At 65.4% G+C, this 26,485-nt stretch carries 19 protein-coding genes; 11 read left to right on the top strand and 8 right to left on the bottom strand.

Translation table 11 applies throughout. From position 1 onward, the window contains the following. The first annotated feature begins 62 nt into the window (after window positions 1-62). The 3 genes from dacB to DOM45_RS03025 all read left to right on the top strand — a co-directional run bounded on the left by dacB (window position 63) and on the right by DOM45_RS03025 (window position 2,686). The gene (dacB, locus tag DOM45_RS03035) at window positions 63-1,511 is read left to right on the top strand and encodes a D-alanyl-D-alanine carboxypeptidase/D-alanyl-D-alanine endopeptidase (RefSeq protein ID WP_110598036.1); all 1,449 of its coding nucleotides are present in this window, start codon (window positions 63-65) and stop codon (window positions 1,509-1,511) included. 150 nt (window positions 1,512-1,661) lie between these two features. Beyond that, a complete protein-coding gene (locus DOM45_RS03030) occupies window positions 1,662-2,120 on the top strand; it encodes an META domain-containing protein (protein WP_232822194.1) in 459 nt (152 codons plus the stop codon). 41 nt (window positions 2,121-2,161) lie between these two features. Then, the gene (locus DOM45_RS03025) at window positions 2,162-2,686 is read left to right on the top strand and encodes a GNAT family N-acetyltransferase (RefSeq protein ID WP_110598035.1); all 525 of its coding nucleotides are present in this window, start codon (window positions 2,162-2,164) and stop codon (window positions 2,684-2,686) included. On the opposite strand, the gene DOM45_RS20205 is transcribed toward DOM45_RS03025, so the two are convergent. Then, the gene (locus tag DOM45_RS20205; protein WP_205909378.1) at window positions 2,687-3,112 is read right to left on the bottom strand and encodes a hypothetical protein; all 426 of its coding nucleotides are present in this window, start codon (window positions 3,110-3,112) and stop codon (window positions 2,687-2,689) included. A 169-nt stretch (window positions 3,113-3,281) separates the two neighbouring features. Between DOM45_RS20205 and DOM45_RS03015 the strand changes: the two genes are divergently transcribed. Beyond that, a complete protein-coding gene (locus DOM45_RS03015) occupies window positions 3,282-4,022 on the top strand; it encodes a TSUP family transporter (RefSeq protein WP_110598034.1) in 741 nt (246 codons plus the stop codon). A gap of 18 nt (window positions 4,023-4,040) precedes the next feature. Here the strand turns inward: DOM45_RS03015 and DOM45_RS03010 are convergent, their stop codons facing one another. Then, on the bottom strand, window positions 4,041-4,967 hold the full coding sequence (locus DOM45_RS03010; protein ID WP_110598033.1) for an AraC family transcriptional regulator: 927 nt from the start codon (window positions 4,965-4,967) through the stop codon (window positions 4,041-4,043). 210 nt (window positions 4,968-5,177) lie between these two features. On the opposite strand from DOM45_RS03010, the gene DOM45_RS03005 reads away from it, so the two are divergent. Together DOM45_RS03005 and DOM45_RS03000 are read left to right on the top strand one after the other, a co-directional pair. Next, entirely contained in the window at window positions 5,178-6,248 is a 1,071-nt protein-coding gene (locus DOM45_RS03005) for an NAD(P)-dependent alcohol dehydrogenase (protein WP_110598032.1), read from the top strand. A gap of 783 nt (window positions 6,249-7,031) precedes the next feature. Next, window positions 7,032-8,291, top strand: a complete 1,260-nt coding sequence (locus DOM45_RS03000; RefSeq protein WP_157958335.1) for an MFS transporter — start codon at window positions 7,032-7,034, stop codon at window positions 8,289-8,291. Between the two features lie 401 nt (window positions 8,292-8,692). Here DOM45_RS03000 and DOM45_RS02995 read toward each other — a convergent pair whose 3' ends face one another. Next, window positions 8,693-9,505: an acyl-CoA thioesterase domain-containing protein gene (locus DOM45_RS02995; RefSeq protein WP_110598030.1), complete on the bottom strand. Its 813-nt coding sequence runs from the start codon at window positions 9,503-9,505 to the stop codon at window positions 8,693-8,695. A gap of 100 nt (window positions 9,506-9,605) precedes the next feature. Between DOM45_RS02995 and tadA the strand changes: the two genes are divergently transcribed. Then, complete coding sequence (tadA, locus tag DOM45_RS02990; RefSeq protein WP_110598198.1) at window positions 9,606-10,070, top strand: tRNA adenosine(34) deaminase TadA; 465 nt, start codon at window positions 9,606-9,608, stop codon at window positions 10,068-10,070. A gap of 12 nt (window positions 10,071-10,082) precedes the next feature. On the opposite strand, the gene DOM45_RS02985 is transcribed toward tadA, so the two are convergent. Together DOM45_RS02985 and mltF are read right to left on the bottom strand one after the other, a co-directional pair. Continuing rightward, window positions 10,083-12,041 carry a sensor domain-containing diguanylate cyclase gene (locus DOM45_RS02985; RefSeq protein ID WP_110598029.1) on the bottom strand — a complete coding sequence of 653 codons (1,959 nt, stop codon included), beginning with the start codon at window positions 12,039-12,041 and terminating at the stop codon, window positions 10,083-10,085. Window positions 12,042-12,074: 33 nt separating this feature from the next. Further along, window positions 12,075-13,526 (bottom strand): membrane-bound lytic murein transglycosylase MltF, encoded by a 1,452-nt coding sequence (gene mltF, locus DOM45_RS02980; RefSeq protein WP_110598028.1) that lies wholly within the window; start codon window positions 13,524-13,526, stop codon window positions 12,075-12,077. A gap of 273 nt (window positions 13,527-13,799) precedes the next feature. Between mltF and purL the strand changes: the two genes are divergently transcribed. After that, the gene (gene purL, locus DOM45_RS02975; RefSeq protein WP_110598197.1) at window positions 13,800-17,714 is read left to right on the top strand and encodes a phosphoribosylformylglycinamidine synthase; all 3,915 of its coding nucleotides are present in this window, start codon (window positions 13,800-13,802) and stop codon (window positions 17,712-17,714) included. Window positions 17,715-17,846: 132 nt separating this feature from the next. On the opposite strand, the gene hglS is transcribed toward purL, so the two are convergent. The 3 genes from hglS to DOM45_RS02960 form a co-directional block, all read right to left on the bottom strand. After that, a complete protein-coding gene (gene hglS, locus DOM45_RS02970) occupies window positions 17,847-19,250 on the bottom strand; it encodes a 2-oxoadipate dioxygenase/decarboxylase HglS (RefSeq protein WP_110598027.1) in 1,404 nt (467 codons plus the stop codon). A gap of 79 nt (window positions 19,251-19,329) precedes the next feature. Next, window positions 19,330-20,583, bottom strand: a complete 1,254-nt coding sequence (locus DOM45_RS02965) for a 2-aminoadipate transaminase (protein ID WP_110598026.1) — start codon at window positions 20,581-20,583, stop codon at window positions 19,330-19,332. 120 nt (window positions 20,584-20,703) lie between these two features. Then, window positions 20,704-21,636, bottom strand: coding sequence for a LysR substrate-binding domain-containing protein (locus tag DOM45_RS02960; protein WP_110598025.1), 933 nt, complete (start codon window positions 21,634-21,636; stop codon window positions 20,704-20,706). 119 nt (window positions 21,637-21,755) lie between these two features. On the opposite strand from DOM45_RS02960, the gene amaB reads away from it, so the two are divergent. The 3 genes from amaB (at window position 21,756) to amaA (ending at window position 26,217) form a co-directional block, all read left to right on the top strand. Continuing rightward, window positions 21,756-23,249, top strand: coding sequence for an L-piperidine-6-carboxylate dehydrogenase (amaB, locus tag DOM45_RS02955; RefSeq protein ID WP_110598024.1), 1,494 nt, complete (start codon window positions 21,756-21,758; stop codon window positions 23,247-23,249). Between the two features lie 99 nt (window positions 23,250-23,348). Beyond that, window positions 23,349-24,812: a Na+/H+ antiporter NhaC gene (gene nhaC, locus DOM45_RS02950; RefSeq protein WP_110598023.1), complete on the top strand. Its 1,464-nt coding sequence runs from the start codon at window positions 23,349-23,351 to the stop codon at window positions 24,810-24,812. A 124-nt stretch (window positions 24,813-24,936) separates the two neighbouring features. Beyond that, window positions 24,937-26,217 carry an L-pipecolate oxidase gene (amaA, locus tag DOM45_RS02945; RefSeq protein ID WP_110598022.1) on the top strand — a complete coding sequence of 427 codons (1,281 nt, stop codon included), beginning with the start codon at window positions 24,937-24,939 and terminating at the stop codon, window positions 26,215-26,217. Window positions 26,218-26,485: the final 268 nt, after the last annotated feature.

The raw sequence follows: 26,485 nt of genomic DNA, 5'->3' as shown, positions 1-26,485 counted from the left end.
GCGTTAATTGGTACGCTCTGGACCAGATTGGCCCTCATTTTTCTTTGAAGCGAGCATCCATTATGCGGCAGTGGCTAGGTCGGAGTTCTCTGTTTCTCGGTGCGTTGTCACTATCGGTGGTCTCTGTCGTCGTCCAGGCAGCCGGGTTCGATCATGTCGCCCGGCTCGCCGACAAGGGTTTCGTGATCAGCGCCCAGGCGCGGTTATTGGATAGCGGGGAGGTGCTGGGCGCCCTCAATCCCTCGCAACCGCTGTCGCCGGCATCCGTCACCAAGCTCTACACCGCCGCCGCCGCCCTGGATCGCTGGGGACCGCAGCACCGGTTCACCACCCGCTTCGTCTCTACCGGAACGCTCGATGGCAACGGCGTCCTGCACGGCGACCTGGTGCTCGAGGGCGGCGGCGACCCGGCGCTGACGTCGGAAGAGCTCTGGCGGCTGATCCAGAAGCTGCGGGAGCTCGGGGTCTCCAGCGTCGACGGGCAACTGGTGATCAGCCAGTGGCGCTTCGGCCCGGTGACCTGCCAGACCAGCGATCGCTGCAAGACGCAGACGGAGGGCACCAACGCCTACGCCTCGCTGCTCTCTTCCGCGGCGGTCAACTATGGCAGCTGGTGCGCCACGGTGATGCCGGGGGTGGTCGGCCAGCCGGCACGGATCACCAGCTGCGACACGGTGGCGCCGACCCTGCGAATCCAGAACGACGTGACCACGGTCGCCGCGGGCGGCTCCGCCGACCTCTACGCCAAGCGGGTGACCGACAGCCAGGGGGACACGCTCAAGGTCAGCGGGCAGATTCCCGCCGGGACCTATCCCCGCCCCATCTACAAGGCGAGCTCGGATCCGGCGGACCAGACCGGGCAGACGCTGCTGTCACTGCTGCGCCAGGCGGGGGTGCCGGTCGGCGGCGGCTACGCCGTGAGTCGGCAGGCTCCGCCGTCGATCGCCAAGGAGTTGGCCGCCGTCGAGGGCAAGCCGCTGCAGGAGCTGCTGCTGCGCACGCTCAACTACTCGAACAATTTCATGGCCGACACCCTAGCCCTGGATCTGACCTCCGGCACTCAGCAGAATCTGCCGGACGCCGGGCGGGAGCTCGAGCGTTTCGCCACCAGCCTGCCGGGACACGGTGCGGCGATACTGCGCAGCGGTAGCGGGCTGACGCCGGAAAACCGGGTGTCGGCGCAGAGCGTCAACTCGCTGCTTGGCGCGATGTATGGCAATGCCTCGCTGTTTCCCACGTTCGTGGCCGGCATGCAGGTACCCGCCAACGGGCCGATGCATTTCATCCGTCGTGGCAGCCAGACCTTCCAGGACCACGTGATGCTCAAGACGGGCACGCTCAACGAGCCGGTGACGGTACGCGCGGTGGCTGGCTATTTCCGCACCGACAGCGGGCGTTGGGGCAGCTTCGCCGTGCTGGTCAACGGTACCGCGTCGACGCCGTATCTCTCCTGGCGCGAGACGCTGCCGATGGTCGCCGACGACCTGACCGCGATGATCGAGCGCCACTAGGACGTGTTCACCCGCGAGGTCGTGAGCCGGGTGAATCGTGTGGTGAGGCCTTGGCGTTTTCGCCGAGGCGGGCGGCCCGGATTGCCTCCGTGGTCGCCCGCGCGCAAAATCGTACCGTTTGCTCCACGCTTCCCACATGAGGACGTCCAAGTGCTGTCACGCCTTTCCCTGTTCGCCGCCGCCATCGTCGTGAGCGTTGCCGGTTGTGCCTCGAACCCGGATGACGCCGCAACCGGCGCCAACGCACCGGCCGCCAGCGAAGCCCTGGTCGGTACCTACTGGAAACTGATGACGCTCGACGGCGAGCCGGTGCCCGTGGCGGACAACCAGCGCGAAGCGCACCTGGTACTCGATGCGCAGGGGCGCGTTGCCGGCTCCACCGGATGCAACCGGTTGATGGGGGGCTACCGGATGGAGGGCGATACGCTGACCTTCTCGCAGTTGGCCTCGACCCGAATGGCGTGTCCCGGGGAGATGGCGACCCTCGAGCAGGGGTGGCTGGCGACACTCTCCGAAACGGCGCACTACTCGATTTCCGGGCAGTCGCTCGTGCTGAAGGACGCGGCTGACAGAACGCTGGCCAGACTCAAGGCCAATGCGCTGTATTGAGCGACGCGCAAGCTCCCCGATTCGACCGTGAGAACCGTACCTTGACCCTGATCGACTGCGAGTTCGACCGGCATGGCGATGCCGTGCTGGCGATCTTCAATGACGCCATCCTCAATACCACTGCGCTCTACGAGTATCAGCCACGGACGAGGGCTGTCGTCGAGCAATGGTTCCAGACCAAGCGCGCAGGGGACTTTCCGATCCTCGGCATGCTCGACGACGATAGCGGCCGGCTGATGGGGTTCGCCAGCTATGGCCCGTTTCGGCCCCATGCCGCCTATCGCTACAGCGTCGAGCACTCGGTCTACGTGGATGGCGACTTCCGCCAGCGGGGCGTCGCCAGGCAGCTGATGACGGCACTGATCGCGCGCGCCGAGGCTCAGCAGTACCACACCCTGATCGGCGGCATCGATGCCGCCAACGCCCCCAGCATCGTGCTGCACGAACGGCTGGGCTTCGAACACGCCGGCACTGTCCGTCAGGCCGCCTTCAAGTTCGGGCGCTGGCTCGATCTGGCCTTCTACCAGCGGATCCTGGCGACGCCGGAGCGCCCTCGCGCGGAGTGATCAGGGGGCATCGCCGGGCTTGTCCGACTGGCCTGCGCTACCGCTGTCGGCGTCGCCGTTGATGGCCTCCGTCGGCGTGCTCGGCAGCGCATCGGAACCTATCGCCAGCTTGTCGGCGTCGGCGATATAGACCTCCTGGCTGCTGCGCAGGAACAGGCAGAGTTCCTGGCCGGCCTGATCGTTCATGTGGTCCTGCGGGTAATGGCCCTGGATCAGCAGAGCCGTCATGCCGGCCTCGTCGTCGAACAGCACCGGCTCGCCGGCCGGGGCGGCATCCGGAAACTGGCTGGCCTGCTGGCACTGTTCGATGACCGCCCGGTCGTGCTCCTCCCAGGCGGCATCGCTGGAGGCTTGGGCGGGGCCGGCCATGGCGAGCAGGGCCGTGGCGAGGCAGGTCGGGACGGTGTAGGGCGTGAAACGGCGCATGAGGGATACGGTCCTTGTTGCCGGTGGAAGGGGCGATGCCGGTAGCGTGTTACCGGCTGCCAGTGGTGTGAGCGCATCGCGCCCGTCGAGCTGGCACATTGTCCACGGCGTCAGCGGTCGTGGATCTTTCTCGGGCACTGTTGGCCCGCCACTGGAGTATAGACCTCGTATGGCACTACCCGTTGGATTGCTGTTTCTGGCCGTGGTGTTCTCGACCTCGGTGTTGTCCGGCGTCTTTGGCATGGCCGGCGGACTGATTCTGCTTGGCTTTCTGCTCGCCTGGTTACCGGCGGCGACGGCGATCGCCGTTCACGGGGTGATCCAGCTCACCGCCAACGGATCGCGCGCCTGGCTGTCGCGTCACTTCATCGACTGGCGTATCGTCGCCATGATCGCCTGCGGCGTATTGATCGCGGCCGGGTTGCTGGCGCTGGTGCGCTACTCTCCCAGCGAGACGGTGGTGCTGATCGTGCTCGGGCTGATGCCGGTGATGGTGTGGATACCCAAGCGCTGGTTCCATTTCGATGTCTCGCGGCCGGGGCATGCCGTCCTGTGCGGGCTCGTCTCCGGGGGATTGACCATTGCCGTCGGCGTATCCGGCCCGACCATCGACCTCGGCTTCATCCGTACCCATCTCGATCGTCGCACCGTGGTGGCGACCAAGGCCACCATCCAGGTCATCGCGCACAGCCTCAAGATCCTCTTCTACTGGCAGGCGGCCCTGGCGATGGATAGCGGCGAGTGGGGCTGGGTGGCGCTGGCGATCCCTTTCGCCTTCGTGGGCACGCGCACCGGCAATCTGGTGCTCTCCCGGCTGACGGATGCCGGCTTTCGCTACTGGACGCGCTGGATCGTCACCGTGGTGGGGGCCTACTACCTGATCCGGGGACTGATGGGGCTGTGGGCGTGATCGGGGCGGCCGGCAAGTCTACTCCTGGGAGGGGCTGACGCCGAAGTAGCGCTTGTACTCGCGACTGAACTGCGAGGTGCTGCGATAGCCCACATCGCCGGCAGCCCTGGCCACATTGACCCGCTGCTGGCTCAGCAGGACCCGCGCCCGAAGTAGTCGCAGGCGCTTGAGATACTGCACCGGTGACAACTGCGTCACGCGCTTGAAGTGATGGTGGAAGTGCGAGGCGCTCATGTTGGCACGTTCGGCAAGCGCTTCCACTGTCAGCGGCAGCGCGAAATGGCGATGAAGGTAGTTCAGCGATTCGGCGATGCGCGCGTAGTGTCCCTGCTGCTGTACCAGCTCCCGCAGCGACTGGCCTTGCGGGCCGTTGAGCGCCGCGAACAGCACCTCCCGCACCCGGCCCGCGCCCAGCGCCCGGCTGGTGCTCTCATCCTGCAGGCAGTCGGCCAGTCGTTGTACCGCTTCCGCCATGGTGGCATCGAGGGGGACCGCCGCCATGGGCTCGGGGGAGCGACGATTGCCATCGGCCGGTGTCGGCAGGTGGTGAACCAGTTCGCTCAACGTCAACGGGTCCACATCGATGGATAGGCCCAGCAGCGGCGCGCCGGGGCGGGCGAGCGTCTCGCACTCGAAGGGTAGCGGCATCGCCTGTACCAGATAGTTGCCGGGACCATAATGAATGACCCGGTCCTCCAGATAGCCGATCTTGTCACCCTGCGCGATGATGAAGAGCCCCGGTTCGTAGATCAGCGGTGTTCGCGGACAGCTGCATTCCGAGGCGATCAGCTTCACCCCGTCGATGTGGGTGGCGGAGAAGCCGTTGGTCCTGGCCAGCGGTGCCAGTGCCCGGGCCAGACGGGAAGCCCAGTCCGGGGCCGGCCGGGTCGGTTCGATGGCGTCTGGCTGATCGCTTGGCGAAACCTGAAGTGAGTGCTCGAGCATGACGTCTCCCGAAAGTGGGGCGATACGGAGGATCAGCGTATTGTGCATGAAAATAGCGTTATAAAATAACAAAATGCGCCATCTCAAGAGAATAGGGCGGATGTTCGACAGGATCCGGCATGGCGGCCGTCAAGCGCATCGACCACACTGGTCGCGTTTCCGCGCCCCATCACGGCGCATCATTCGTCTTCTCGACCAAGGGTTACCGCTATGACTCAGGCTACTGCCACGCCCGCCAAGGGTTACGCTGCGCATTCCGCCACGACGCCGTTGGCGCCCTGGGACTTCGAGCGCCGTGCGCCGCGCCCGGATGATGTCTCGATCGAAATTCTCTACTGCGGCGTTTGCCATAGCGATCTTCACTTCGCTCGCGACGACTGGGGCATGGCCTCCTATCCGGTCGTGCCGGGGCACGAGATCGTCGGCCGCGTCACGGCCGTGGGCGATGACGTCAGCCAGTACCAGGTCGGCGATCTGGTCGGCGTCGGCTGCATGGTGGACTCCTGCCGCCAGTGCCAGGCCTGTAACGAAGGCCTCGAGAACTACTGCGCCGAAGGTTTCGTGATGACCTACGGCAGTCCCGACAAGCATGACGGCACCCTGACCCAGGGCGGCTACTCCGACAAGGTCGTGGTCAGCGAACGTTTCGTCGTGCGCATGCCCGATGGCATCGACCTCAAGTCTGCCGCGCCGATCCTGTGCGCCGGTATCACCACCTATTCACCGCTGAAACACTACGGCGTCAAGCCGGGTGACAAGGTCGGCATCATCGGCATGGGCGGTCTCGGCCATATGGGGGTCAAGCTCGCCAAGGCGCTGGGTGCCGAGGTCACGCTGTTCACGCGGTCCGAGTCCAAGAAGGCCGAGGCCAGAAAGCAGGGCGCCGATCACGTGGTCATCTCCACCAACGACGACGAGATGGCAGCGATCACCGAAACCTTCGACTTCATGCTCGACACGGTGCCGGTGCAGCATGATATCAACCCCTATCTCAATGCCCTGAAGCCGGATGGCACGCACATTCTCGTCGGCCTGCTCGAGCCGATCGATCCGGCGATTTCTGGTGCCAACCTGGTGTTCCGTCGTCGCGTGCTGGCCGGTTCGCTGATCGGCGGCATGCCGGAAACCCAGGAAGTGCTCGACTTCTGTGCCGAGAACGGGATCACCTGCGACGTCGAGATGATCAACATCGATCAGATCAACGAGGCCTGGGAGCGCATGCAGAAGGGCGACGTGAAGTATCGGTTCGTGATCGACATGGCATCGATCAAGGAGAGCTAAGAGCTCCTAGCCAAGAGCCCCGAGCTTCGAACGCCAGCGACGATGTCGCTGGCGTTTTTCGTGAGACAGGTTAAAGGGCCCGCCGGCTTCGGTGGGTCGCTGTCTCGAGGACGGCACACCTTTACCGTCACCCTGTACATCTCGAGTCCATGCTAAGCCGGCAATGACGCTGGCCATGTCAGTCACCACTAAAAACGATCTGCCAATCCAGCCCTCCCCTCGGCCTTGCTGGTGAGTCGTCAGCAGTGTGCTTCCTCCAGCACAAGGTTTGCACTGAGCAAGTGCAGGTAATGGCAAACGAGCGCAAGAATGGAAAGAGAGGTGGCATACCCATTCGTAGAATAATTATTCAAGGCCATGAAATTTAAAGTAAAGCTTTTCTTTGGCATGAAAATCGTACATGGAAAGGGCAGGAGAAAATTCATATCGCTTTAAGAGAAAGAAAATGGGACGTACACGAGCTAAGGTCGGTGCCCTCGATGTCTGGAGAGTTGCAAGAACTCCCAGTTCTGGAAACGTTGGAGGATCTGTCGCTATCGGGTCATCATTGGTCGATGTTTATCCTCTAGGTGTTCTTTCTACTTCGGCTTTCTGCGTCGGAGAAAATAGGAGGCTCGATAGTCTGCATCGCTCGAGCCATGAGAGAGCAGTCCGATGCTGACCATGAAGGTAAGGGGCAGCTGATATTGGCTTTCAGGTCAGTGAGAATTTCATTTTCCGGTCAGGCACCCTGCAAATATCCGGTTATGTCTTGAATGACACCGCTCGCCAATTGGTGATGGCATGTCGGTAACGAGTATTTTTCGTGCTCTGAAAACTTCCAGCAATTTGATGCTGCTGGGATTTCTTTCCTCTTTTTTTGGAACGATGCTTGTTGAAGGTAGTGTGCCTTCCATGGTTGCATTGGGTTTCTTGCCGCTAGCCTGGGTGCCAGTATATTCTACTCTTACACGCCTGTTGGACTCATCGAGTGTCTTTGTTGCCAGGTACCTGGCGAGATTTAGAGCAGGCAGTATATTGGTGTTCTGTGAGTGTGCTGATATTTTTCTGTCGGCATTGGCAATTCTCGTGATTTGGTCGGTTCCTGTTAACCCTGCGCTGGTTTTGTCGATCTACATATTGTCCGTATCGTTTCTTCCAACTCTGGTCGATTTGGCGGAGGAGATGTATGCCGAAAACATATCCAGAGTGTCGGAATCCGCTGCGCTCAATTTTAACGCCACTGTGCTCATGTTGGTTCCTGCCGTTTCTTTAATAGTAGCAAAGCCCTTGGGGAGTCTGGTTGTAGAGTCTTCAATCTTGCTCTTGATTTTGGCGAATGCCGTTTTCTCTGCGGCAGGCCTTTTCTTTAGGCTGGCCTCTTTGAGGTGTTCTGACTTGGTTGAGCTCCAGGTGGGTAACGGGTCTTTGGATAAAGGTAGCTCTCGAACACGCTTCCGCACCGAGTTGCTTAGCTATGCTCCTGGCGCCGCATTGCTGGTTCCTACGATCTCGCTAACGTCCGGTTTGACGAGTATGTATCTGGTGATATGGATATCGCAGTATTTTGAGAATGCAGGTGGGGCGATCGCCTTTTTTATTATGATTGGCGGGGTTGGAATGGTGTTCGGGCCGTGGTTGGGCAGAAGATTTATCAGGGTTTATAAGTTCTCGACCAATGTTGCTGGTTGCCTTTTTGTTCTGTTGATGCTCAATCTTGTGGCCTTTTTCCTGGCGTTGTCAGGTTGTTTCATGGTCGGTGGAAGATTGATATTTATTGTATTGTCGTCAGTCTATTTATTTTCGAGCTCGGTTTTTGCTAGCTGGATATATTTCGTGAATGTTACTGCGCGGCAAAAAAGGTATTCAGGTGGTCAGTTTGCTAGCGCACTTGGCTTATCCCATACACTTTCTTCGGTTTTGTTTATGCTGGGGTCATGGTTGGGACTGGCTCTGGATGTCGCTGGAGACCCGACCCCCGCGTTTATGGTCATTGCTATCGTGCTTGTCATTCCGTTGTGGGCGATGGACTTTAAAGACGAGCTGCGATTCGAGAAAGGGTAGAGTATTGTGCATGAACTGTGGTCTAGGTGAATGAATAAATGTGGCTTGGATGTTGTCCCCTTTATCCGATGTCTCCTTGTGGGCCCATGGCTCGCTGGCCTGTGGTAGCGGCTCGCAGCGGTGAGGGAGGCTCTCTGCTCTATCAATAAGCTGTCGGGTCGCTCCCCCTGTATGCTGTGCGGTGGGCAGCGCAGTTCGACAAATTTTACTCGAGCCCGTGACGTTTTACCGGGCTCGGGTGGCAACGGCTCGTGAAAGCCAGATAAGCGGCGGTGCAAGGCACTCCTCGAAGCGAAGCATCGCTGGCGGAGTCGGTGACAAGCGTCTGGTGTCTCTCCGCTTTCAGCCAGTGGTGCACTGGCGCTGTTTCCGTTTCGGGTAGCGCCCGATGACTTCGCGGCTCAGGGCTGAACCCTCACCAATCCCTCCTGCGCCGTCGAGGCCACCAGGCGGCCGTCGCGGTCGTAGAAGCTGCCACGAGCGAAACCGCGTGCGCCGCCCGCCCAGGGGCTCTCCATCACGTACAGCAACCACTCGTCGATCCTGGGGTCCTCGTGGATCCACAGGGCGTGATCCAGGCTGGCGATGCGCAGGCGTGGATCGCCGAACTCCACATCGTGGGCCAGCAGCGAGGTCAACAGCAGGTTGAAGTCCGAGCTGTAGGAGAGCAGGTAGCGGTGCAGTGCCGGGTCGTCCGGCATCGGGCCGCCGGCCATGCGGAACCAGATCATCCGCGAGGGCGGACAGTCATGGCGCTCTTCCACGGTGATGAATTCGACGGGGTGTCCGCGGAAGCGCTGGTGGACCGCCTTGCCTTCCGCCAGCAGCGCCTCGGGCGTGGGTACCGCCGGCGCCTTGGGTTGGTGGCTCAGGCCGTGTTCCCGTCCCTGGAAAGAGGCGCTGCAGAAGAATATCGGTTTGCCTTTTTGAATCGCGGTGACGCGCCGCGTCGTGAAGCTGCCGCCATCGCGAACGCGGTCGACGGAGTAGATCACCGGGAGCTGGGCGTCGCCGGGGCGGAGGAAGTAGCCGTGCAGCGAGTGCAGGTAGCGATCCTCGGGCACCGTGCGGGTCGCGGCGGCGGCGGATTGGCCCAGAGCCTGACCGCCGAACAGTTGCGGCAGTCCCAGGTCCTGGCTCTGGCCGCGGAACAGGTTCTCCTCCAGCGCTTCCAGGCCAAGAAGCTGGATAAGGTCGTTCAGCGCTTGTGTCATTCGGGTATCCTTGATGGCGCGTCGGTGATGGCTGGTCACGAGTATATCCTGCTCGATGGTGACTCGCCGCGACGCGGCGCGGCAATACGGGACGATCATGATACGCAACGACGAATTCTACATGCACCGGGCGCTGGAGCAGGCCCGGCTGGCGCTGGAGGCGGGCGAGGTGCCGGTTGGCGCCGTGGTCGTCGATGGCCGGGGCGAGCCGATCGGCGTTGGCTACAACTGCCCCGTCGGTGGCCAGGATCCGACCGCCCATGCCGAGGTGCAGGCGCTGAGAAGCGCGGCGCGGGCGCTGGGCAATTACCGGCTGGACGACTGTACGCTGTTCGTGACGCTCGAGCCCTGCCTCATGTGCACGGGAGCGATCATCCATGCCCGTATTCGGCGGGTCGTCTACGCGACTGCGGAGCCCAAGGGCGGTATGGTCGAATCCCGCGCCAACCTCTTCGCGCAGCCCTGGTTCAACCACCGGGTCGAGATCGAGGGTGGCGTGCTGGCCGCGCCGGCGAAGCGCTTGCTTCAGCAATTCTTCCGGGAACGCCGGCGGGCTGACCCGTAGCCGTGACCCGGATCAGCTGGCGTCGGTGAGGACCACGCGATTGCGTCCGCCCTGTTTGGCGCGATAGAGCGACTCGTCGGCGGCCTGGAAGAGTCGATCGCGACGGATCGGAGGCTCGTCGGTGATACTGACGCCGATGCTGAGCGTCACCGGCACGTCGCCCGGCAGGAGCAGGCCACTCTCGGCCACCGCCCGGCGCAGCGCCTCGGCGATCTCTCCGGCGGTCCGGCGATCGCAGTTCGGCAGGCAGGCCACGAACTCCTCTCCTCCGTAACGGGCGAACAGCCCGCCCGCCCGTTCGACCGGTAGCCGGCAGCGCTGGGCGATCGTCTTGAGATAACGGTCCCCCTCCAGGTGGCCGAAGTGGTCGTTGACGCTTTTGAAGTGGTCCAGATCGCAGATCAGCAGTGCCAGCGGTAGCGGGTCCCGATGATCGTCCATCCAGCGCAGCAGTTCGCGACGATTGGGCAGTTGGGTCAACTCGTCGTGGCGGGCGATCCATTCGATCTCCTGCTGAAGGCGCTCGCGCTCCTTCATCTCCTCGCGCAGAGAGGTGTTGGCCCGGTTCGCCAGGCGATGCTGATGGGCCAGTCTCCTGTAGATATAGAGCACCATGTGCAGCAGGTAGGCCAGCAGGATGCCGAAGACGAGGGTGATCTCCGGCAGCCGACTCCGCTGGACCTGTAACCAGTGCAGAGACGGCGCCACGCTCAGGGTCAGCCGGTCGGCACCCAGGGCGACCGACTGTTGATACCGCCAGTCCGCGAGATTGCCCAGCGGGCCGTAGTGAAAGTAGAGCTGGCGGTCGCTACTGAGGGTCACCGCGCGATCCTGGTTGGACGTCTGCGCCAGTAGCGAATTGAGCAGCTCGTCGACGCTCACCACCATCCCCACGGCACCGCGCAGGGTTCCATCGACGACATCGCGTACCGGGATATAGCTGATCACGCCGCGCCCACCCTGAATGAAGTCGACGATCCCGGTCTGCCCCTCGATGCCGTAGACCAGCGGGTGATCCAGTGCCTCCCGGTCCTGTGAGTCCGCCAGGTAGAGGTTGGAGCCGAGCACCTTCTGATTGCCTCTTAGCGGGTAGACGCGGATGACGGTGCCCTCAAGGTCGATGAAGGCGATGTTGCGGAAGTAGCCGAAGTCGTCGTGGTATCGCCTGGCCTGTTGCTCCCACTCGGAGCGGGACGGAATATAGCCCAGCATGTTCCAGAAACTGGTGAAGCGTCGCATCGCCTTGAGATGGGAGGCCGTCTCCGAAGCCATCCAGGTGGCGATGTCGTCGCCTTCGTCGGCGGCAAGGTCATACAGGCGCAGGTTGTCGGTCTGACGTTGCTCCTGCCAGCTGACCATGGCCAGCAGCGCGATCAGCCCGCCGGCTGCCAAGGGTGGCAGGATCCGCCGCCAGTAGCGGCGGAGCGTGGGAAGAAGCGCAAGGCCTTGGGCGGACCAGAGCAGCCATAACGCCGCCAGGATCGCCAGGGGCACTGCCGTCGTGCTGGAGGCGTATTGCGGCGGCGGAGCCAACGAGCGGTAGCTGAGCCAGACGCCGCCCATGGCGACCAGCAGCAGCAGAATCGGTGAGCCCAGGCCCAGGCGCGACAGCAACAGCACGTTGAGGGTCAGCCCGAAGATCATGCAGAGCGAGAGAACCGGCGGTCGGCTGCGGAAGAGCTCCCAGCCGCCTGGCAGATGATCGAGCCAGCGCTGCCAGATATCGACACTGAGCCAGGTCTCCGCCACCAGATAACTGGCAAGGATGGTCAGGGCAAGGAGCCCGGTGGGAATCAGCAGCCAGCGACTGGCCCGGATCCACTGGTGCAATGCGGAGATCTGGCCTAGCCAGAGCGCGCCCAGCAGTGGCATCAGCAACCAGCGTTGATCCGGTCCGCCGGCGGGGAGGAGGGCGATTAGCGCGACCGGAAACGCCAGGTACAGCGACAGACGAGACACCACCATAGGCATAGGCGTTATGGTTCTCCACGGCGCGGTCGCCGATTACAGCAGCGGAGCGACGATTTCGAAGGGCGTGGTGCCCTCGTCGTCCAGCGCGCGCTCGCCCAGTTGGTTAAACTGTTGCTGGCTGCGATTGACGTACTTCAGTATCTCGTAATAACGGCGGATGTTACGAACGTAGATTACCGGTTCGCCGCCACGAGCGTAACCGTGGCGCACCCGGGAGTACCACTCGCGCTCCTGCAGCAGCGGCAGCGCTTCGCGGACGTCGGCCCAGCGCTCGGGATCGCCGCCGCGCATGCGGACGATTTCCTGGGCGTCGAACAGGTGTCCCAGGCCGACATTGTAGGCGGCGAGCGCCATCCAGGTTCGATCGGGCTCAGGTATGTTATCGGCCAGGCGCTGTTTGACTTGAAGCAGGTATCTGGCGCCACCGTCGATACTCTGTCGCGGGTCGAGACGATTGTCGATGCCGACCTCTTCGGCGGTGGGGTGCGTCAGCATCATCAGCCCGCGAACGCCGGTCGGCGATTCGGCATCGGCCTCCCAGTGCGACTCCTGAAAGCCGAGCGCGGCCAGAAGATGCCAGTCGAAGCCGGTCTCCCGGGCGGCCTCCTTGAAGTAAGGCACGAAGCGCGGCAGCCGCGTCCCGACATGGTGAATGAACAGTCGGGCGCCGACGTATTCGAGATAGTCGTCGTGGCCGAAGTAGCGCCCCACGAGTTCGTCGAGCTTGCCGTTGCGACGCTGGTCTTCCAGGAAATCGTTGGCGGCGCTGAGCAGGTCGATCGGCTGATTCGCCGAGAAGGCCCAGGCCAGGCTCACGGGCTTGCCCAGTGGGAAACCGCGCTCGACATTGGGAAAGAACAACCGGTTGAGCCTGAATTGCTGGGTGTAGACCACTGCGGCATCGAGGTCGCCACGCTCGACCATCTCCATCAGATCGGCGATGGTCAGGCCTTCGGCTTCCTTCCAGCCCAGCCCCGGCAGATTTCGCTGCTGCGTGCGCAGCGCCGCGGCATTGCCGGAATCGGCAATGACGCCGATACGCAACCCCGGAAGATCGTCCAGTGTGCGTACCGGAGGGAGACCGCGGCGGTAGACCACCAGCGGCTGCAGCGTCAGGATCGGCTGGCTGTAGCGGATGCCTTCCCGATCCAGGTCGAGTGCCAGGGCGGCGGCCCCCACGTCTGCGTCGCCACGCCTCACCTGGCCGATGACGCTTCCGATACTGGCTTCGGTATCGACCGACAGGCTGACTCCCAGCGACGCCGAGAAACGGCGCATCAGCTCGTATTCGAAGCCGGTCGGGCCATGGCCCCCGGAATAGAAGGTGATCGGCCCGCCGCGTGTCGCCACCTGCAGGAAACCGCGCTTCTGGATCGGCTCGAGTCCGTCGCTGAAAGGCGGTACCCATTGAGCGGGGCAGAGGACGATCGTCAGCGCCAACAGCAGTACCAGTGCGCGCCGCAGACGTGTCAGGAGCTTGGCCATGCAGTCGGATCGGTGAGAGCGTGACGGCACACCATAGCCGGCCGCCGTCCCGCTGTCATCTATTGGCTACCACGCTACACGTCCCGCAAGGCGGGGGCGCGGCTTCGGTGCAAGGGACGGCCTGGCGCCCCGCGGGGGCATCGGCCGGCGCCGGTTCCGTTGCCTTAGCGAGCGTCGTCGCTTTCCAGTATCATGTCGCCCTGATCCCGGCATTGCTGCCCGTCTCGCACGAGACAAATGCGATCCTCGACCGTCCTGGAGGCTTTCCACGCCATGCTCGAATTGCAAGGCGCCCCCGCGCTATCTGCATTCCGTCACGCCAAACTGCTCGCCGATCTTCGCGCCGCCGTTCCCGAAGTCGAGTCTCTCAAGGCGCACTACGTTCATTTCGTCGACCACCATGACGAGCTCGACGATGAGGCACGTCGGGTGCTGGAGCGGCTGCTGGACTATGGCCACGGCGCCGAACCCGGACGGGACACGCCGCCCGAGGGGCATCTGTTCCTGGTCGTGCCCCGTATCGGCACCATCTCGCCGTGGTCATCCAAGGCGACCGACATCGCCCACAATTGCGGGCTCGGGCAGGTCGCGCGCATCGAGCGTGGCATCGCCTATCGGCTGACGCTGAAAAGTGCGCCGACCGCCGATGCCTACGACATCCTTGTCTCGCGTCTGCATGACCGCATGACGGAAACCGTGCTGTACGACGCCAGCGATGCCGCCAAGCTGTTCTCCCATCACCAGCCGGCACCGCTGGCGACCATCGACGTGATCGAGGGCGGACGCCCGGCGCTGGCGGATGCCAATGGCCAGCTCGGCCTGGCACTGGCGGAAGACGAGATCGACTATCTGGTCGAAGCGTTCGAGGCGCTGGGCCGCAATCCGACGGACGTCGAGTTGATGATGTTCGCCCAGGCCAACTCCGAGCACTGCCGCCACAAGATCTTCAACGCCGACTGGGTCATCGACGGCGAGCCGCAGAGCCGCTCGCTGTTCAAGATGATCAAGAACACCTTCGAGCAGTCCGGCGACAAGGTGCTCTCGGCCTACAGCGACAACGCCGCGATCATCGAGGGGTCGACGGCGGGGCGCTTCTTCCCCTCGCCCGAAGATCAGGTCTACGGCGCGACTCGGGAACCGATCCACATCCTGATGAAGGTGGAGACCCACAACCACCCGACGGCCATCGCGCCGCATCCGGGGGCGGCCACCGGTGCCGGCGGCGAGATTCGCGACGAGGGCGCCACCGGGCGTGGCGGCAAGCCCAAGGCGGGGCTGACTGGCTTCACCGTCTCCAACCTGCGCATCCCCGAGTTCGTGCAGCCGTGGGAGGCGTTCGACTACGGCAAGCCCGAGCGGATTCAGTCGGCCCTCGACATCATGCTCGAAGGTCCGATTGGCGGGGCGGCGTTCAACAATGAGTTCGGCCGGCCCAATCTCAACGGTTTCTTCCGCACCTTCGAGCTCGACGCCGTCGGCGCCGCCGGCATCGAGCGCCGCGGCTATCACAAGCCGGTGATGCTGGCCGGCGGCTACGGCAACGTGCGCGACGCTCACGTGCTCAAGGGCGAGATTCCCGTTGGCGCCAAGCTGATCGTGATGGGCGGCCCGGCGATGCTGATCGGCCTCGGCGGCGGCGCAGCATCGTCGATGGCGTCGGGTGCCTCCAGCGAGGACCTCGACTTCGCCTCGGTGCAGCGCGACAACCCGGAGATGGAGCGCCGCGCTCAGGAAGTGATCGATCGCTGCTGGGCGCTGGGCGACGACAACCCCATCGCCTTCATCCATGACGTCGGCGCCGGCGGGCTCTCCAACGCCCTGCCGGAGCTGGTCAAGGATGGCGGTCGCGGCGGCCTGTTCGATCTGCGCGCGGTGCCCAATGCCGAGCCCGGCATGAGCCCGCTGGAGATCTGGTGCAACGAGGCCCAGGAGCGCTACGTGCTGGCGGTGACGCCGGCGCAGCTCGAGCGCTTCGACGCGCTGTGTGCCCGCGAGCGCTGCCCCTACGCGGTGGTCGGCGAGGCGACCGAGTCTCATCACCTGGCGGTTCGCGACGGTCATTTCGATGCCGATCCGGTCGACCTGCCGATGAGTGTACTGTTCGGCAAGCCGCCCAAGATGCAGCGCAGCTTCGAACGTCACACCCTCAACCTGCCCGGCCTCGGGCTCGACAATCTCGACCTGCGGGAAGCGCTGGATCGCGTGCTGCGCCTGCCGACCGTGGCATCGAAGAGCTTCCTGATCACCATCGGCGACCGCTCGATTACCGGTCAGGTCGCCCGCGACCAGATGGTCGGCCCGTGGCAGGTGCCCGTCGCCGACTGTGCGGTCACCACTGCCAGCTTCGATACCCATGCCGGCGAAGCGATGGCGATGGGCGAGCGGCCGCCGGTGGCCTTGATCGACCCGGCGGCGAGCGCGCGCCTGGCGGTGGCCGAAGCGATCACCAACCTCGCCGCCGCGCCGATCGAAAAGCTCTCCGACATCAAGCTCTCCGCCAACTGGATGAGTGCCGCCGATCACGTCGGCGAGAACCAGGCGCTCTACGATGCCGTGCACGCGGTGGGCATGGAGCTGTGCCCTCGGCTTGGCATCGCCGTGCCGGTGGGCAAGGACTCGATGTCGATGCGCACCGCCTGGCAGACGGAAGCGGGTGACGAGAAAAGCATTACCGCACCGCTGACGCTCAATATCACCGGCTTTGCCCCGGTCACCGACGCGCTGCGCACGCTCACCCCGCAGCTGCGCCTCGACCAGGACGAGAGCGACCTGATCCTGATCGATCTCGGTCGCGGCCAGCATCGGCTCGGCGGCTCCGCCCTGGCGCAGGTCTATGGCCAGGTCGGCAACGTCTGCCCGGATCTGGACGAAGCCGAGGATCTGGTGGCGTTCTTCAGCGTCATTCAGGGACTCAACGCCGACGGCAAGCTGCTCGCCTACCACGACCGCAGCGACGGCGGCCTGATCGTGACCCTGCTGGAGATGGCCTTCGCCGGCCGCGGTGGGCTCGAGATCAAGCTCGACTGGCTCACCGACGATGCCGTCGGCGCGGTGGATGCCCTGTTCGCCGAAGAACTCGGCGCGGTGATCCAGGTCAACCGCCAGGACACCGAGTTCGTGCTGGCGCAGTTCGCCGCGGCCGGCCTCGAGACCTGTGGCGTCATCGCCCGTCCGCGCTATGACGATCAGGTCCGCGTCACGCTGTTCGAGGAGCCGCTGCTGGAAACCACCCGGGCCATGACCCAGCGTGTCTGGTCGGAAACCAGCTATCGGATGCAGGCGCTGCGCGACAACCCGGAGTCCGCCAAGAGCGAATTCGACGGGCTGCTCAACCTGCGCGATCCGGGGCTGTCGGCCAGCCCGACCTTCGATGTCGATGACGACATCGCCGCGCCTTACCTCCAGACCGGCGTACGGCCACGGGTGGCGATCCTGCGCGAGCAGGGGGTCAACGGGCACGTGGAAATGGCGGCGGCCTTCGACCGTGCCGGCTTCGAGGCGGTCGACGTTCACATGAGCGACATTCTCGCCGGGCGCCTCACCCTCGACGACATGAAGGGCCTGGTCGGCTGCGGCGGCTTCTCCTACGGCGACGTGCTCGGTGCCGGTGGCGGCTGGGCCAAGTCGGCGCTCTACAATGCCGCTGCGCGCGATCAGTTCGCGGCCTTCTTCGAACGTGAAGACACCTTCGGCCTCGGCGTCTGCAACGGCTGCCAGATGTTCTCGCAGCTGAAGGAGCTGATTCCCGGCGCCGAGCGCTGGCCGCGCTTCGTCCGCAACGGCTCGGAGCAGTTCGAGGCCCGCGTGTCGATGGTCCAGGTCGAGGAGAGCCCGTCGATCCTGCTCGCCGGCATGGCCGGTTCGACCTTGCCGATCGCCGTCGCCCACGGCGAGGGCCAGGCGCTGTTCGAGGATAGCGGGCACCTGCGCAGCATGCAGACCAGCGGCCAGATCGCGATGCGCTATATCGACAACGAAGGCCAGGTGACGACGCGCTATCCGGCCAACCCCAACGGCTCGCCGGCCGGTATCACTGGCCTGACCACGCCGAACGGCCGCGTCACCATCATGATGCCCCACCCGGAGCGGGTCGCCCGCGCGGTGACCAACTCCTGGCGGCCGCCGGAGTGGAAGCAGGACGGCGCCTGGATGCGGATGTTCCGCAATGCCCGTGTCTGGGTCGGATGATGTAAAGACGTGACGCCAGCGGCGTTATGACGAAAACCGGCTTGCCCTGGGATCACTATCCTGGAGCAAGCCGGTTTTTTATGGGTCTCTTCTTGGAGTGGAGTGTGTCCGCCCCTCTAGTGCTTGGATCCGTTATCGCTCGAATCCTATCAAGGCGCGTAGTCTCTCAAGCGAGGCATTCTCGCGCCGGGCATAGAGCGAAAGCTCGTCGATGACCGGCGCCCCCAGCGCCCGCTCGAAGTCGTCACGGTTGGCGTGGCCGGCGTAGCCGTCGCTGCGCGCATCGCCGAGATTGGACTGGAAGATGCCGGCCGCACTCACCGGCAGGAAGTCCTCGTAGGTGATCGGCTGGGCGCTGACCCAGCCGCGGGCGATCGCTGCTTCCAGGTCCACTGTGGCCAGATCCACGGCCGCCAGGTCCGCCCTCTCCCCACTCACCGCCGCCTCTCTGACCGCCTCGCCCGCCGGGGTCAGGCGGTAATCGAAGTAGGCCAGCCCTTGGTGACGTAGCTGAGCAGCATCATCGGGAAACGCCGTGAAGACGTCGTCGAGCAGCTGCTGGTGGGCGGCGTTGTCGAGGCCCTGGCTGCGCTCGCGGGCGGTCGCCAGCAGGCGGTCGTAGCGCTCGCGCCCGGCCGGCGTCAGCGCCATGCCGCGCTGCTCGATCTCGCCGAAGCGCGCGCTGTGCGAGCCCTGCTGGCGGTCGGCAAAACGAATCTCCTCCTCCAGCGCCTTGAAGCTGGTCTGGCGCAGCAGAATCGGGCAGGCGCGCCGGGGCGGACCCTCGATCACCGCCTTGGGCGTGATCCCGGCCTCGGGCATGCGGCGCTGGACCGAATCGATGTCGAGGGTGCGCGGGGTCAGGTGGTTGATATGCGGGCCGCGGAAGCAGACCACGTCGGCGATCAGCCGGTGCTGGTCGTGCAGGGCGCAGTAGGTGGGCCAGTCCACGGTCGCCTCGCGGTGCCAGCGGAAGGTCTCCAGCGCGGCGGCGACGAAGCGCTCGGCGTCCTCTTCGCTCAGCCCGCCCTGGTCTTCGTGGCGCTCGATCAGCGCCAGCGCCTCCGGGGTGAAGATCTGGCGTGACGCAAGGATGTCTGCGGCGCGCTCGCGCAGCTGACTATCCTCGATCAGCTCCAGGCGCAGCAGCGAGGTGAAGACGCGGAACGGATTGCGTGCCAGCGCGGCATCGTCCACCGGGCGGAAGGCGGTGGAATGGACCGGCACCCCCGCCGCGGCGAGATCGTAGTAGCCCACCGGCTGCATGCCCATCACCGCGAACAGCCGGCGCAGGCCGGCTAGCTCTGCCGCTGTGCCCACGCGAATGGCGCCGTGGCGCTCGACGTCGAGGCGCGCCAGGTCGTCGTGGGCATCCAGCTTGGCGGCCAGCTCGGGGTCGCCCGCGAGGGTCTCGCGGTTGACGGTCTCGACCAGTTCGAGAAGCGTGCCGTACTGGGGCACCTCGGCCTGGTACATCGCCGACATGGCGCGCGAGAAGCGATCGCGAATCGCGTCGGGGGAGAGAAAAGAGGGCATGGCAAGTCTCCTGCAAGGGGGCGTGTCAAAAAGGGGCGCGTCAGGGTGTGGCGGGGGCGAAAACGTGGACGTGACGCGCTCAGGCGCGCAGCGTGGCCAGGGCCTCGCCGAGCCGCGTCAGGCCCTCATCGAGAATCTCGGGCTCGCTGGTCAGCGGCGGCAGCAGGCGCAGCACGTTGCGCTTGCGCCCGCTGGGCATCAGCAGCAGGCCGCGCTCGCGTGCCGCGGCGAGCAGCGCGCTCAGGTGCTCGGCGCCGCTGGCGTTGGGGGTGTCCTCGAGCATGATGCCGCGCATCGCCCCGATCCCGGTGAGGGCGCCGACCATGGGGTAGCGGCCGCTGGCTTGCCACTCGCGGTGGTGGGCCAGCACGCGCGACTCGATTGCCTGCGACCAGCGTGCCAGGTTGGCGTCGCTCATCTCCGCGATCACCGCCAGGGCTGCCGCGCAGGCCAGGGCGTTGCCCGAGTAGGTGCCGCCCAGCCCGCCCCGGGGCAGGGCGTTCATCACTGTCTCGCGGCCCGCCACCGCCGCCAGCGGCAGCCCCGCGGCCATGCTCTTGCCCAGCAGCAGCAGGTCGGGCTCGACCTCCAGCTGCGAGAACGCGAAGCGCGCCCCGGTACGCCCGAAGCCGGACTGGATCTCGTCGAAGATCAGCACGATGCCCAGCGCCTGACAGCGCGCTTGCAGCTGGCGGGCGAACTCGGGGCAGAGCCGGCGGAAGCCGCCTTCGCCCTGTACCGGTTCGACGATGATCGCGGCGACCTCCTCGGCGTCGACCTCGACCGTGAACAGCCGCTCCAGCGCGGCCAGGGCCGTGGTGGCGTCGACCCCGCTATCCGGCCCCGGGAACGGCAGGTGATGCACCGGGCCGGGTAGGCTGCCCAGACGCTGCTTGTAGGGGGCGACCTTGCCGCCCAGGTTGAGTGCCGCCAGGGTGCGTCCATGGAAGGCGTCGTCGAAGGCGATCACCGCGGTGCGCCCGGTATGGGCGCGGGCGAGCTTGAGCGCGTTCTCGGTCGCCTCGGCGCCGCTGTTGGTGAGCATGCAGCTGAGCGGATAGCTGACCGGCACGAACTCATCGAGCGCCTGGGCCAGATCGAGATAGCCGCGGTGGGGCAGGGCGTTGAAGGCCGAGTGGGTCAGCTTGCTTAACTGCGCCTGGATGGCCGCCAGGACGCGGGGGTGGCCGTGCCCCAGGTTGAGTACGCCGATGCCGGCGATGAAGTCGATATAGCGCTGGCCCTGCTCATCCCAGACCTCGGCGTTGGCGCCGCGCTCCAGACAGATCGGGTGGACCACCCCGAGGGCGTGGCTGACGTGGGGAAACTCCATGGGCGGCTACCTGCGGTGGCGACGATGACGGTTCGGGGTCATCAAAGCAGCCCGGCAGGCGGCGCTTCAAACGAAAAAAAGCCGCGGTATCATTCCAAAAATTCTGGACTCTCCCGCCGGCTATGCGTCGGTCGGTGCGGGCGCCTGCACCGGCCCCAGGGTGGGGCGGTCGCGATGCTCGCACATCCAGTCGAGAAAGCCGCGCACCTTGGCCACCTCGCCCTTGTGTTCGGGATAGGCGAGGTAATAGGCGTCGCGGCTCGCGAGCGCGTGGGGCCAGGCCTGCGCCAGTTGGCCCTGATCGAGCTCCTCGGCGGCGAGAACCTGTGGCACCAGCGCCACCCCGCAGCCCACCCGCGCCGCGCGCAGCAGCATCTCGAAGGTATCGAAGCGCGGCCCGTGATAGCTGTGCTGGGTGTAGAGCCGCTGATCGGCGAACCAGGCGTGCCACGCCTCCGGACGCGAATCGCTCTGCAGCAGCACCTGCTGGGTGAGCGCGAGCGGGTCGTCGAAGCCGCCGGTGGGCACCAGCGAGGGCGCGCACACCGCCACCATCTCCTCGTCGAGCATATGGATGCACTCCGCCTTGGGCCAGACGCCGCGGCCGTAGAAGAAGGCGGCGTCGACCCGCTCCTGTTCGAGATCGAACGGCTGCGTGCGGATACCGATATTGAGATAGACGCCGGGGTAGCGCAGGCGGAAACCGTTGAGCCGCGGCACCAGCCAGCGCGCGCCGAAGGTCGGCAGGGTGGTGACATTGAGCACCTCGCTCTCGCCGCCGTAGGACTGCATGTAGCGGGTCGACATCTCGACCTGGGCCAGCACCTTGCGCACCTCGGTGAGATAGAGCGACCCCTCCGGGGTGACCTGCAGCCGGCGTCGCACGCGGCGGAACAGCGGATGTTCGAGAATCGCCTCGAGCTGGGCGACCTGCTTGCTCACTGCGCTCTGGGTCAGGCTCAGCTCGTCGGCGGCGCGGGTGAAGCTCAAATGGCGTGCCGCGGCCTCGAAGCACTGCATGGCGGTGAGGGTGGGGAGGTGACGACGATTCATGGCAGCCTGCTGACAGGAAAAAAAGGAATGACGTCGGTATAAAACGTCGTTTGTGGCGCGTCAATGGCCGGCGCAATACTGCCGCGACACCTTTTTCGTTCCGGCAGCAGGAGAACAACATGATCGACGAGATCCTCGGACGCCTCGGCGTGGCGACTTCGGCCTACCGCGACGGCGACTACGTGGTCACCTCGCCCACCGACGGCGGCGAGCTGGGCCGGGTCAGCACCGAATCCGCGGCAGCAGTGACCGCGCGTATCGACCGCGCCGAGCGCGCCTTCGCGGCCTGGCGTCAGGTGCCGGCTCCGCGGCGCGGCGAGTTGGTACGGCTGTTCGGCGAGCAGCTGCGCCGGCACAAGGAGGATCTCGGCGCGCTGGTCACGCTGGAGTGCGGCAAGATCCTGCAGGAGGGGCTGGGCGAGGTCCAGGAGATGATCGATATCTGCGATCTCGCCGTGGGTCAGTCGCGCCAGCTCTACGGCCTGACCATCGCCTCCGAGCGCCCCGGCCACCACATGCGCGAGAGCTGGCATCCGCTGGGGCCGATCGGCCTGATCACCGCCTTCAACTTCCCGGTCGCGCCCTGGGCCTGGAACGCTGCGCTGGCGCTGGTGTGCGGCAACAGCCTGCTGTGGAAGCCCTCCGAGAAGACCCCGCTGTGTGCGCTCGCCTGCCAGGCGCTGCTGGAGCGCGCCATGGCCGACTTCGGCGACGACGCCCCGCAGGATCTGAGCCAAGTGATCATCGGCGAGCGCGAGGCCGGCGAAGCCCTCACCGACGATCCGCGGGTGCCGCTGATCAGCGCCACCGGCAGCACCCGCATGGGGCGTGAAGTCGCGCCCCGGGTCGCCGCGCGCTTCGGCCGCAGCATTCTCGAACTGGGCGGCAACAACGCCATGATCCTGGCCCCCAGTGCCGATCTCGACATGGCCGTGCGCGGCATTCTGTTCTCGGCGGTCGGCACCGCAGGCCAGCGCTGCACCACCCTGCGCCGCCTGATCGTCCACGAGTCAGTGCGTGACGAAGTGGTCGAGCGGATCAAGAAAGCCTACGCCAACGTCACCATCGGCGACCCGATGCAGGGCAACCTGGTCGGCCCGCTGATCGACGCCCAGGCCTTCGATCAGATGCAGTCGGTGCTGGAGAAGGCGCGCCAGCAGGGGGCCAAGGTGTTCGGCGGAGAGCGCCAGCTGGCCGAGACCTACCCCAATGGCTACTACGTCTCGCCGGCGATCGTCGAGGTCGCCGAGCAGGACGAACTGGTCAGGCACGAGACCTTCGCGCCGATCCTCTACGTGCTCGGCTACCGCGACTTCGATCAGGCCCTGGCGCTCAACAACGACGTGCCGCAGGGGTTGTCGTCGTGCATCTTCACCACCGACGTGCGCGAGGCCGAAGCCTTCGTCTCCGACCAGGGCAGCGACTGCGGCATCGCCAACGTCAACATCGGCCCCAGCGGCGCCGAGATCGGTGGCGCCTTCGGCGGCGAGAAGGAGACCGGCGGCGGGCGTGAGTCCGGCTCCGACGTGTGGAAGAGCTACATGCGCCGCCAGACCAATACCGTCAACTACTCGCGCGAGCTGCCGCTGGCCCAGGGCATCAAGTTCGACTGACGCCTCGCCGGAGCGCCCTCCTGCGCTCCGGCACGCCTTTCCGCAGTCTCCAACGCGATCCCCGATACGCGCACCAATAACAACTCCGGGAGAAGGTCGATGAGTGACAACGTTCGCGTGGGCGCCATTCCCAGCTTGCCCATGGCCTTGGCGCCGCTACTGCTCACGGTGGCGCTGCTGATGACGCAGTTCTTCGTCTTCGGCGACTTCACGCCCCACATTCCGCTCGCCTGCGGCATCCTGATCTGCGCCTTCTTCGCGCGCCTGCGCGGCATCCCCTGGACGCGCATGGAGGCCTCGATGCTCAAGGTGATCAAGCTCGGCCTGCCGGCGATCCTGATCCTGCTCGCGGTGGGCATGCTGATCGGTACCTGGATTCTCGCGGGAACGGTGCCGACGCTGATCTACTACGGCATCAACCTGGTCTCGCCGGGCTGGTTTCTGGTCGCCACCTGCCTGATCAGCTCGCTGATCTCGCTCGCCGTGGGGACCTCCTGGGGCACGGTGGGCACCGTCGGTCTGGCGCTGATGGGGATCGGCCATGGCCTCGGCATCCCGGTCTATCTGACCGCGGGCGCGCTGGTCTCCGGGGCCTTCTTCGGTGACAAGATGTCGCCGCTCTCCGATACCACCAATCTCACCCCGGCGGTCTGCGAGACCGACCTGTGGACCCATATCAAGAGCATGATGGCGACCACGGTGCCGGCGATGACGCTGGCGCTGCTGGCCTACGCCTGGCTCGGTGCCGGCTACGCCGATCAGCTGATCGACGTCGGCGGTATCGATACGTTGCGCCGCACGCTGGCCGAGCACTTCACCCTGAGCTGGATCACGCTGATCCCGCCGGTAGTGGTGATCTCGCTGTCGATGGCCCGATTTCCGCCGTTCCCCACCATCTTCGGCGGTGCCGCGCTCGGTGGCGTGATTGCGATCCTGCTCCAGGGCAGCGACGTGCAGGCGGTGTTCGACGTGATGCAGAACGGCTACGTCGCGGATACCGGCAGCGCGGCGATGGATACGCTGCTCTCCAAAGGGGGCGCGATGTCGATGACCTGGGTGGTGACGCTCACCCTGTTCGCGCTCGGCTTCACCGGCATGCTCGAAGCCTACGGCACCATCGACGCGATCATGCTGCACCTGGCCAAGCTGATGCGTGGCCGCTTCAGCATGGTACTGACCAGTTCGGTCACCACCGCCTCGGTGGGCACCGTGGTCGGCGACGTCTATACCACCCTGGTGCTGCCGGGGCGGCTGCTCCATGGGCAGTACCAGCAGCTGGGCTACCGCACTTCGGTGCTGTCGCGCACCATCGAGGACAACGGTACGCTGCTGTCGCCGCTGATCCCGTGGAACATGGGCGGCAGTTTCGTCGCCGCCACCACCGGCGTGCCCACGCTGCTCTATGCGCCCTTCGCCTTTGCCTGCTGGCTGTCGCCGCTGTTCGGCCTGCTGTGGGCACTGCTCGGCCGCTTTGTCCCGCGGGAGTCCGCGCCAGCGCGCCAGGCCACTCAGGCGGGCCGGGTAGCGTCGTCGTCCGGGAGTGCGACGCCGGCGGAGGCCTGAGCGGGCAAGGTGCGATCGGTGGCGGTCGAGAGGGAAAACGGGGCATGGCCAGCCTGACAGTGGCTGTGTCCCCGTGAGTCAGGTGGAAAGCAGCGAGCGACAAGCGTTCAGGCGAGGAGCGGTCATGCAAGAGCAATGTCTATGGACCCAGGGTGCGCAGGAGCCGGCGCCCGTCACCGAGACGCTGGACACCGCGTTGCGCACCCGCGTGTGCGTCGTCGGCGGTGGGATCACCGGTCTCTCCACGGCGCTGCATCTGAGCGCTGGTGGCACCGAGGTGTGTGTGCTGGAGGCGGGGGATATTCCCACCGGGGGGTCCGGACGCAACGTCGGGCTGGTCAACGCCGGCCTGTGGGTGCCGCCGGACGATATCGTCAAGGCGCTCGGCGAGGCCGACGGCGAGCGCGCCAACCGGGTACTCGGCGGCGCCCCGGCCAAGGCGTTCTCACTGATCGAACGCCATGGTATCCAGTGTCATCCTACGCGCACCGGGACCCTGCACCTGGGTCACAACGCCAAGGGCTGCGACGAGCTGGCCCGGCGGCGCGACCAGCTCGTCGCACGCGGGGCACCGGTCGAGTTGATCGAAGGCGAGGCGTGCGAACGGCTCACCGGGACCCGGCGGATTCGCGCCGCGCTGTGCGACCGCCGTGCCGGTACGATCAACCCCGCCGAGTACACCCGTGGGCTGGCCCGCGTCGCCCAGGCCCAGGGCACCCGGCTGTTTACCCACAGCCCGGTGTCGAGCATACAGCGCGAGGGTGACGGCTGGCGCCTGAGCACCCCCCGCGGCAGTGTCACCGCCGATCGGGTGGTGATCGCCACCAATGCCTACGCCCAGGACAGCTGGAACCAGACGCGCCAGCACTTCTTCGCCGGCCACTATATGCAGGTCGCCTCGCGTCCACTCTCCGGGGCCGCGGCGGATGCCATCCTGCCCGAGCGCCAGGGCGCCTGGGATACCCGCACGGTGCTCTCGAGCATTCGCCGCGATGCCGCCGGGCGGCTGGTGCTGGGCAGTCTGGGGCGTGGCGAAGGGCGGCCACGGGTCTACCTGAAGAGCTGGGCCGATCGCATCGCCGGCCACTACTTCCCCGAGCTGGGCCCGGTCGAGTGGGAGTGCACCTGGAGCGGCCGCGTCGCCTTCACCCCGGATCACACCCTGCGCCTGTTCGAACCGCTGCCCGGGATCGTCGCCGCCTGCGGCTACAACGGCCGTGGCAACACCACCGGCACGGTGGTGGGTGAGGGCTTCGCCGAGTATCTCAGCCGTGGCGACGACAGCCTGCTGCCGCTGCCGCTCAAGTCCTACCGCGCCATACGCGGGCGCGGGCTATGGAGCGCCGCCTACGAAAGCGGCTTCTCGCTCTACCACCTGGGGCAGTGTCTGCGTCTGGTGAACTGAGAGGGTGTCTACAAAGTGCCTGCGCTCGACAATACGGCGTTGAAAGTCGGCTGGAGCGCCAGCCCGAGCTCGGCGCCCCCGTCAAAAGGCTCATGTAGATCCCGTAAACTGGAGCGTCAGCCCGGTCCGTTTTCGCCGATTTTTGCCTTGGCGACGCGCCCCGGTCTGGCCTTCGCTCGTCGAATTTGTAAACACCCTCTGAGCGGCGCCCGCCCTGGGCGCTCGCTACGCTGAGTGCCCATTGGCTGGTCGGTTCGACCGCTGTCGC

The sequence above is a fragment of the Salinicola lusitanus genome (genome assembly GCF_003206045.1).
Taxonomy (GTDB): domain Bacteria; phylum Pseudomonadota; class Gammaproteobacteria; order Pseudomonadales; family Halomonadaceae; genus Salinicola; species Salinicola lusitanus.
Note: the sequence above shows the minus strand (reverse complement) of the source record. Positions and strands in the feature narration are given on the sequence as shown.

Coding starts and splice junctions, on each gene's coding strand:
- dacB (WP_110598036.1), top strand. CDS start 63: ATGCGGCAGTGGCTAGGTCGGAGTTCTCTGTTTCTCGGTGCGTTGTCA.
- DOM45_RS20205 (WP_205909378.1), bottom strand. CDS start 3,112: ATGCGCCGTTTCACGCCCTACACCGTCCCGACCTGCCTCGCCACGGCC.
- DOM45_RS03015 (WP_110598034.1), top strand. CDS start 3,282: ATGGCACTACCCGTTGGATTGCTGTTTCTGGCCGTGGTGTTCTCGACC.
- DOM45_RS03010 (WP_110598033.1), bottom strand. CDS start 4,967: ATGCTCGAGCACTCACTTCAGGTTTCGCCAAGCGATCAGCCAGACGCC.
- DOM45_RS03005 (WP_110598032.1), top strand. CDS start 5,178: ATGACTCAGGCTACTGCCACGCCCGCCAAGGGTTACGCTGCGCATTCC.
- DOM45_RS03000 (WP_157958335.1), top strand. CDS start 7,032: ATGTCGGTAACGAGTATTTTTCGTGCTCTGAAAACTTCCAGCAATTTG.
- DOM45_RS02995 (WP_110598030.1), bottom strand. CDS start 9,505: ATGACACAAGCGCTGAACGACCTTATCCAGCTTCTTGGCCTGGAAGCG.
- DOM45_RS02985 (WP_110598029.1), bottom strand. CDS start 12,041: ATGCCTATGGTGGTGTCTCGTCTGTCGCTGTACCTGGCGTTTCCGGTC.
- mltF (WP_110598028.1), bottom strand. CDS start 13,526: ATGGCCAAGCTCCTGACACGTCTGCGGCGCGCACTGGTACTGCTGTTG.
- purL (WP_110598197.1), top strand. CDS start 13,800: ATGCTCGAATTGCAAGGCGCCCCCGCGCTATCTGCATTCCGTCACGCC.
- hglS (WP_110598027.1), bottom strand. CDS start 19,250: ATGCCCTCTTTTCTCTCCCCCGACGCGATTCGCGATCGCTTCTCGCGC.
- DOM45_RS02965 (WP_110598026.1), bottom strand. CDS start 20,583: ATGGAGTTTCCCCACGTCAGCCACGCCCTCGGGGTGGTCCACCCGATC.
- DOM45_RS02960 (WP_110598025.1), bottom strand. CDS start 21,636: ATGAATCGTCGTCACCTCCCCACCCTCACCGCCATGCAGTGCTTCGAG.
- amaB (WP_110598024.1), top strand. CDS start 21,756: ATGATCGACGAGATCCTCGGACGCCTCGGCGTGGCGACTTCGGCCTAC.
- nhaC (WP_110598023.1), top strand. CDS start 23,349: ATGAGTGACAACGTTCGCGTGGGCGCCATTCCCAGCTTGCCCATGGCC.
- amaA (WP_110598022.1), top strand. CDS start 24,937: ATGCAAGAGCAATGTCTATGGACCCAGGGTGCGCAGGAGCCGGCGCCC.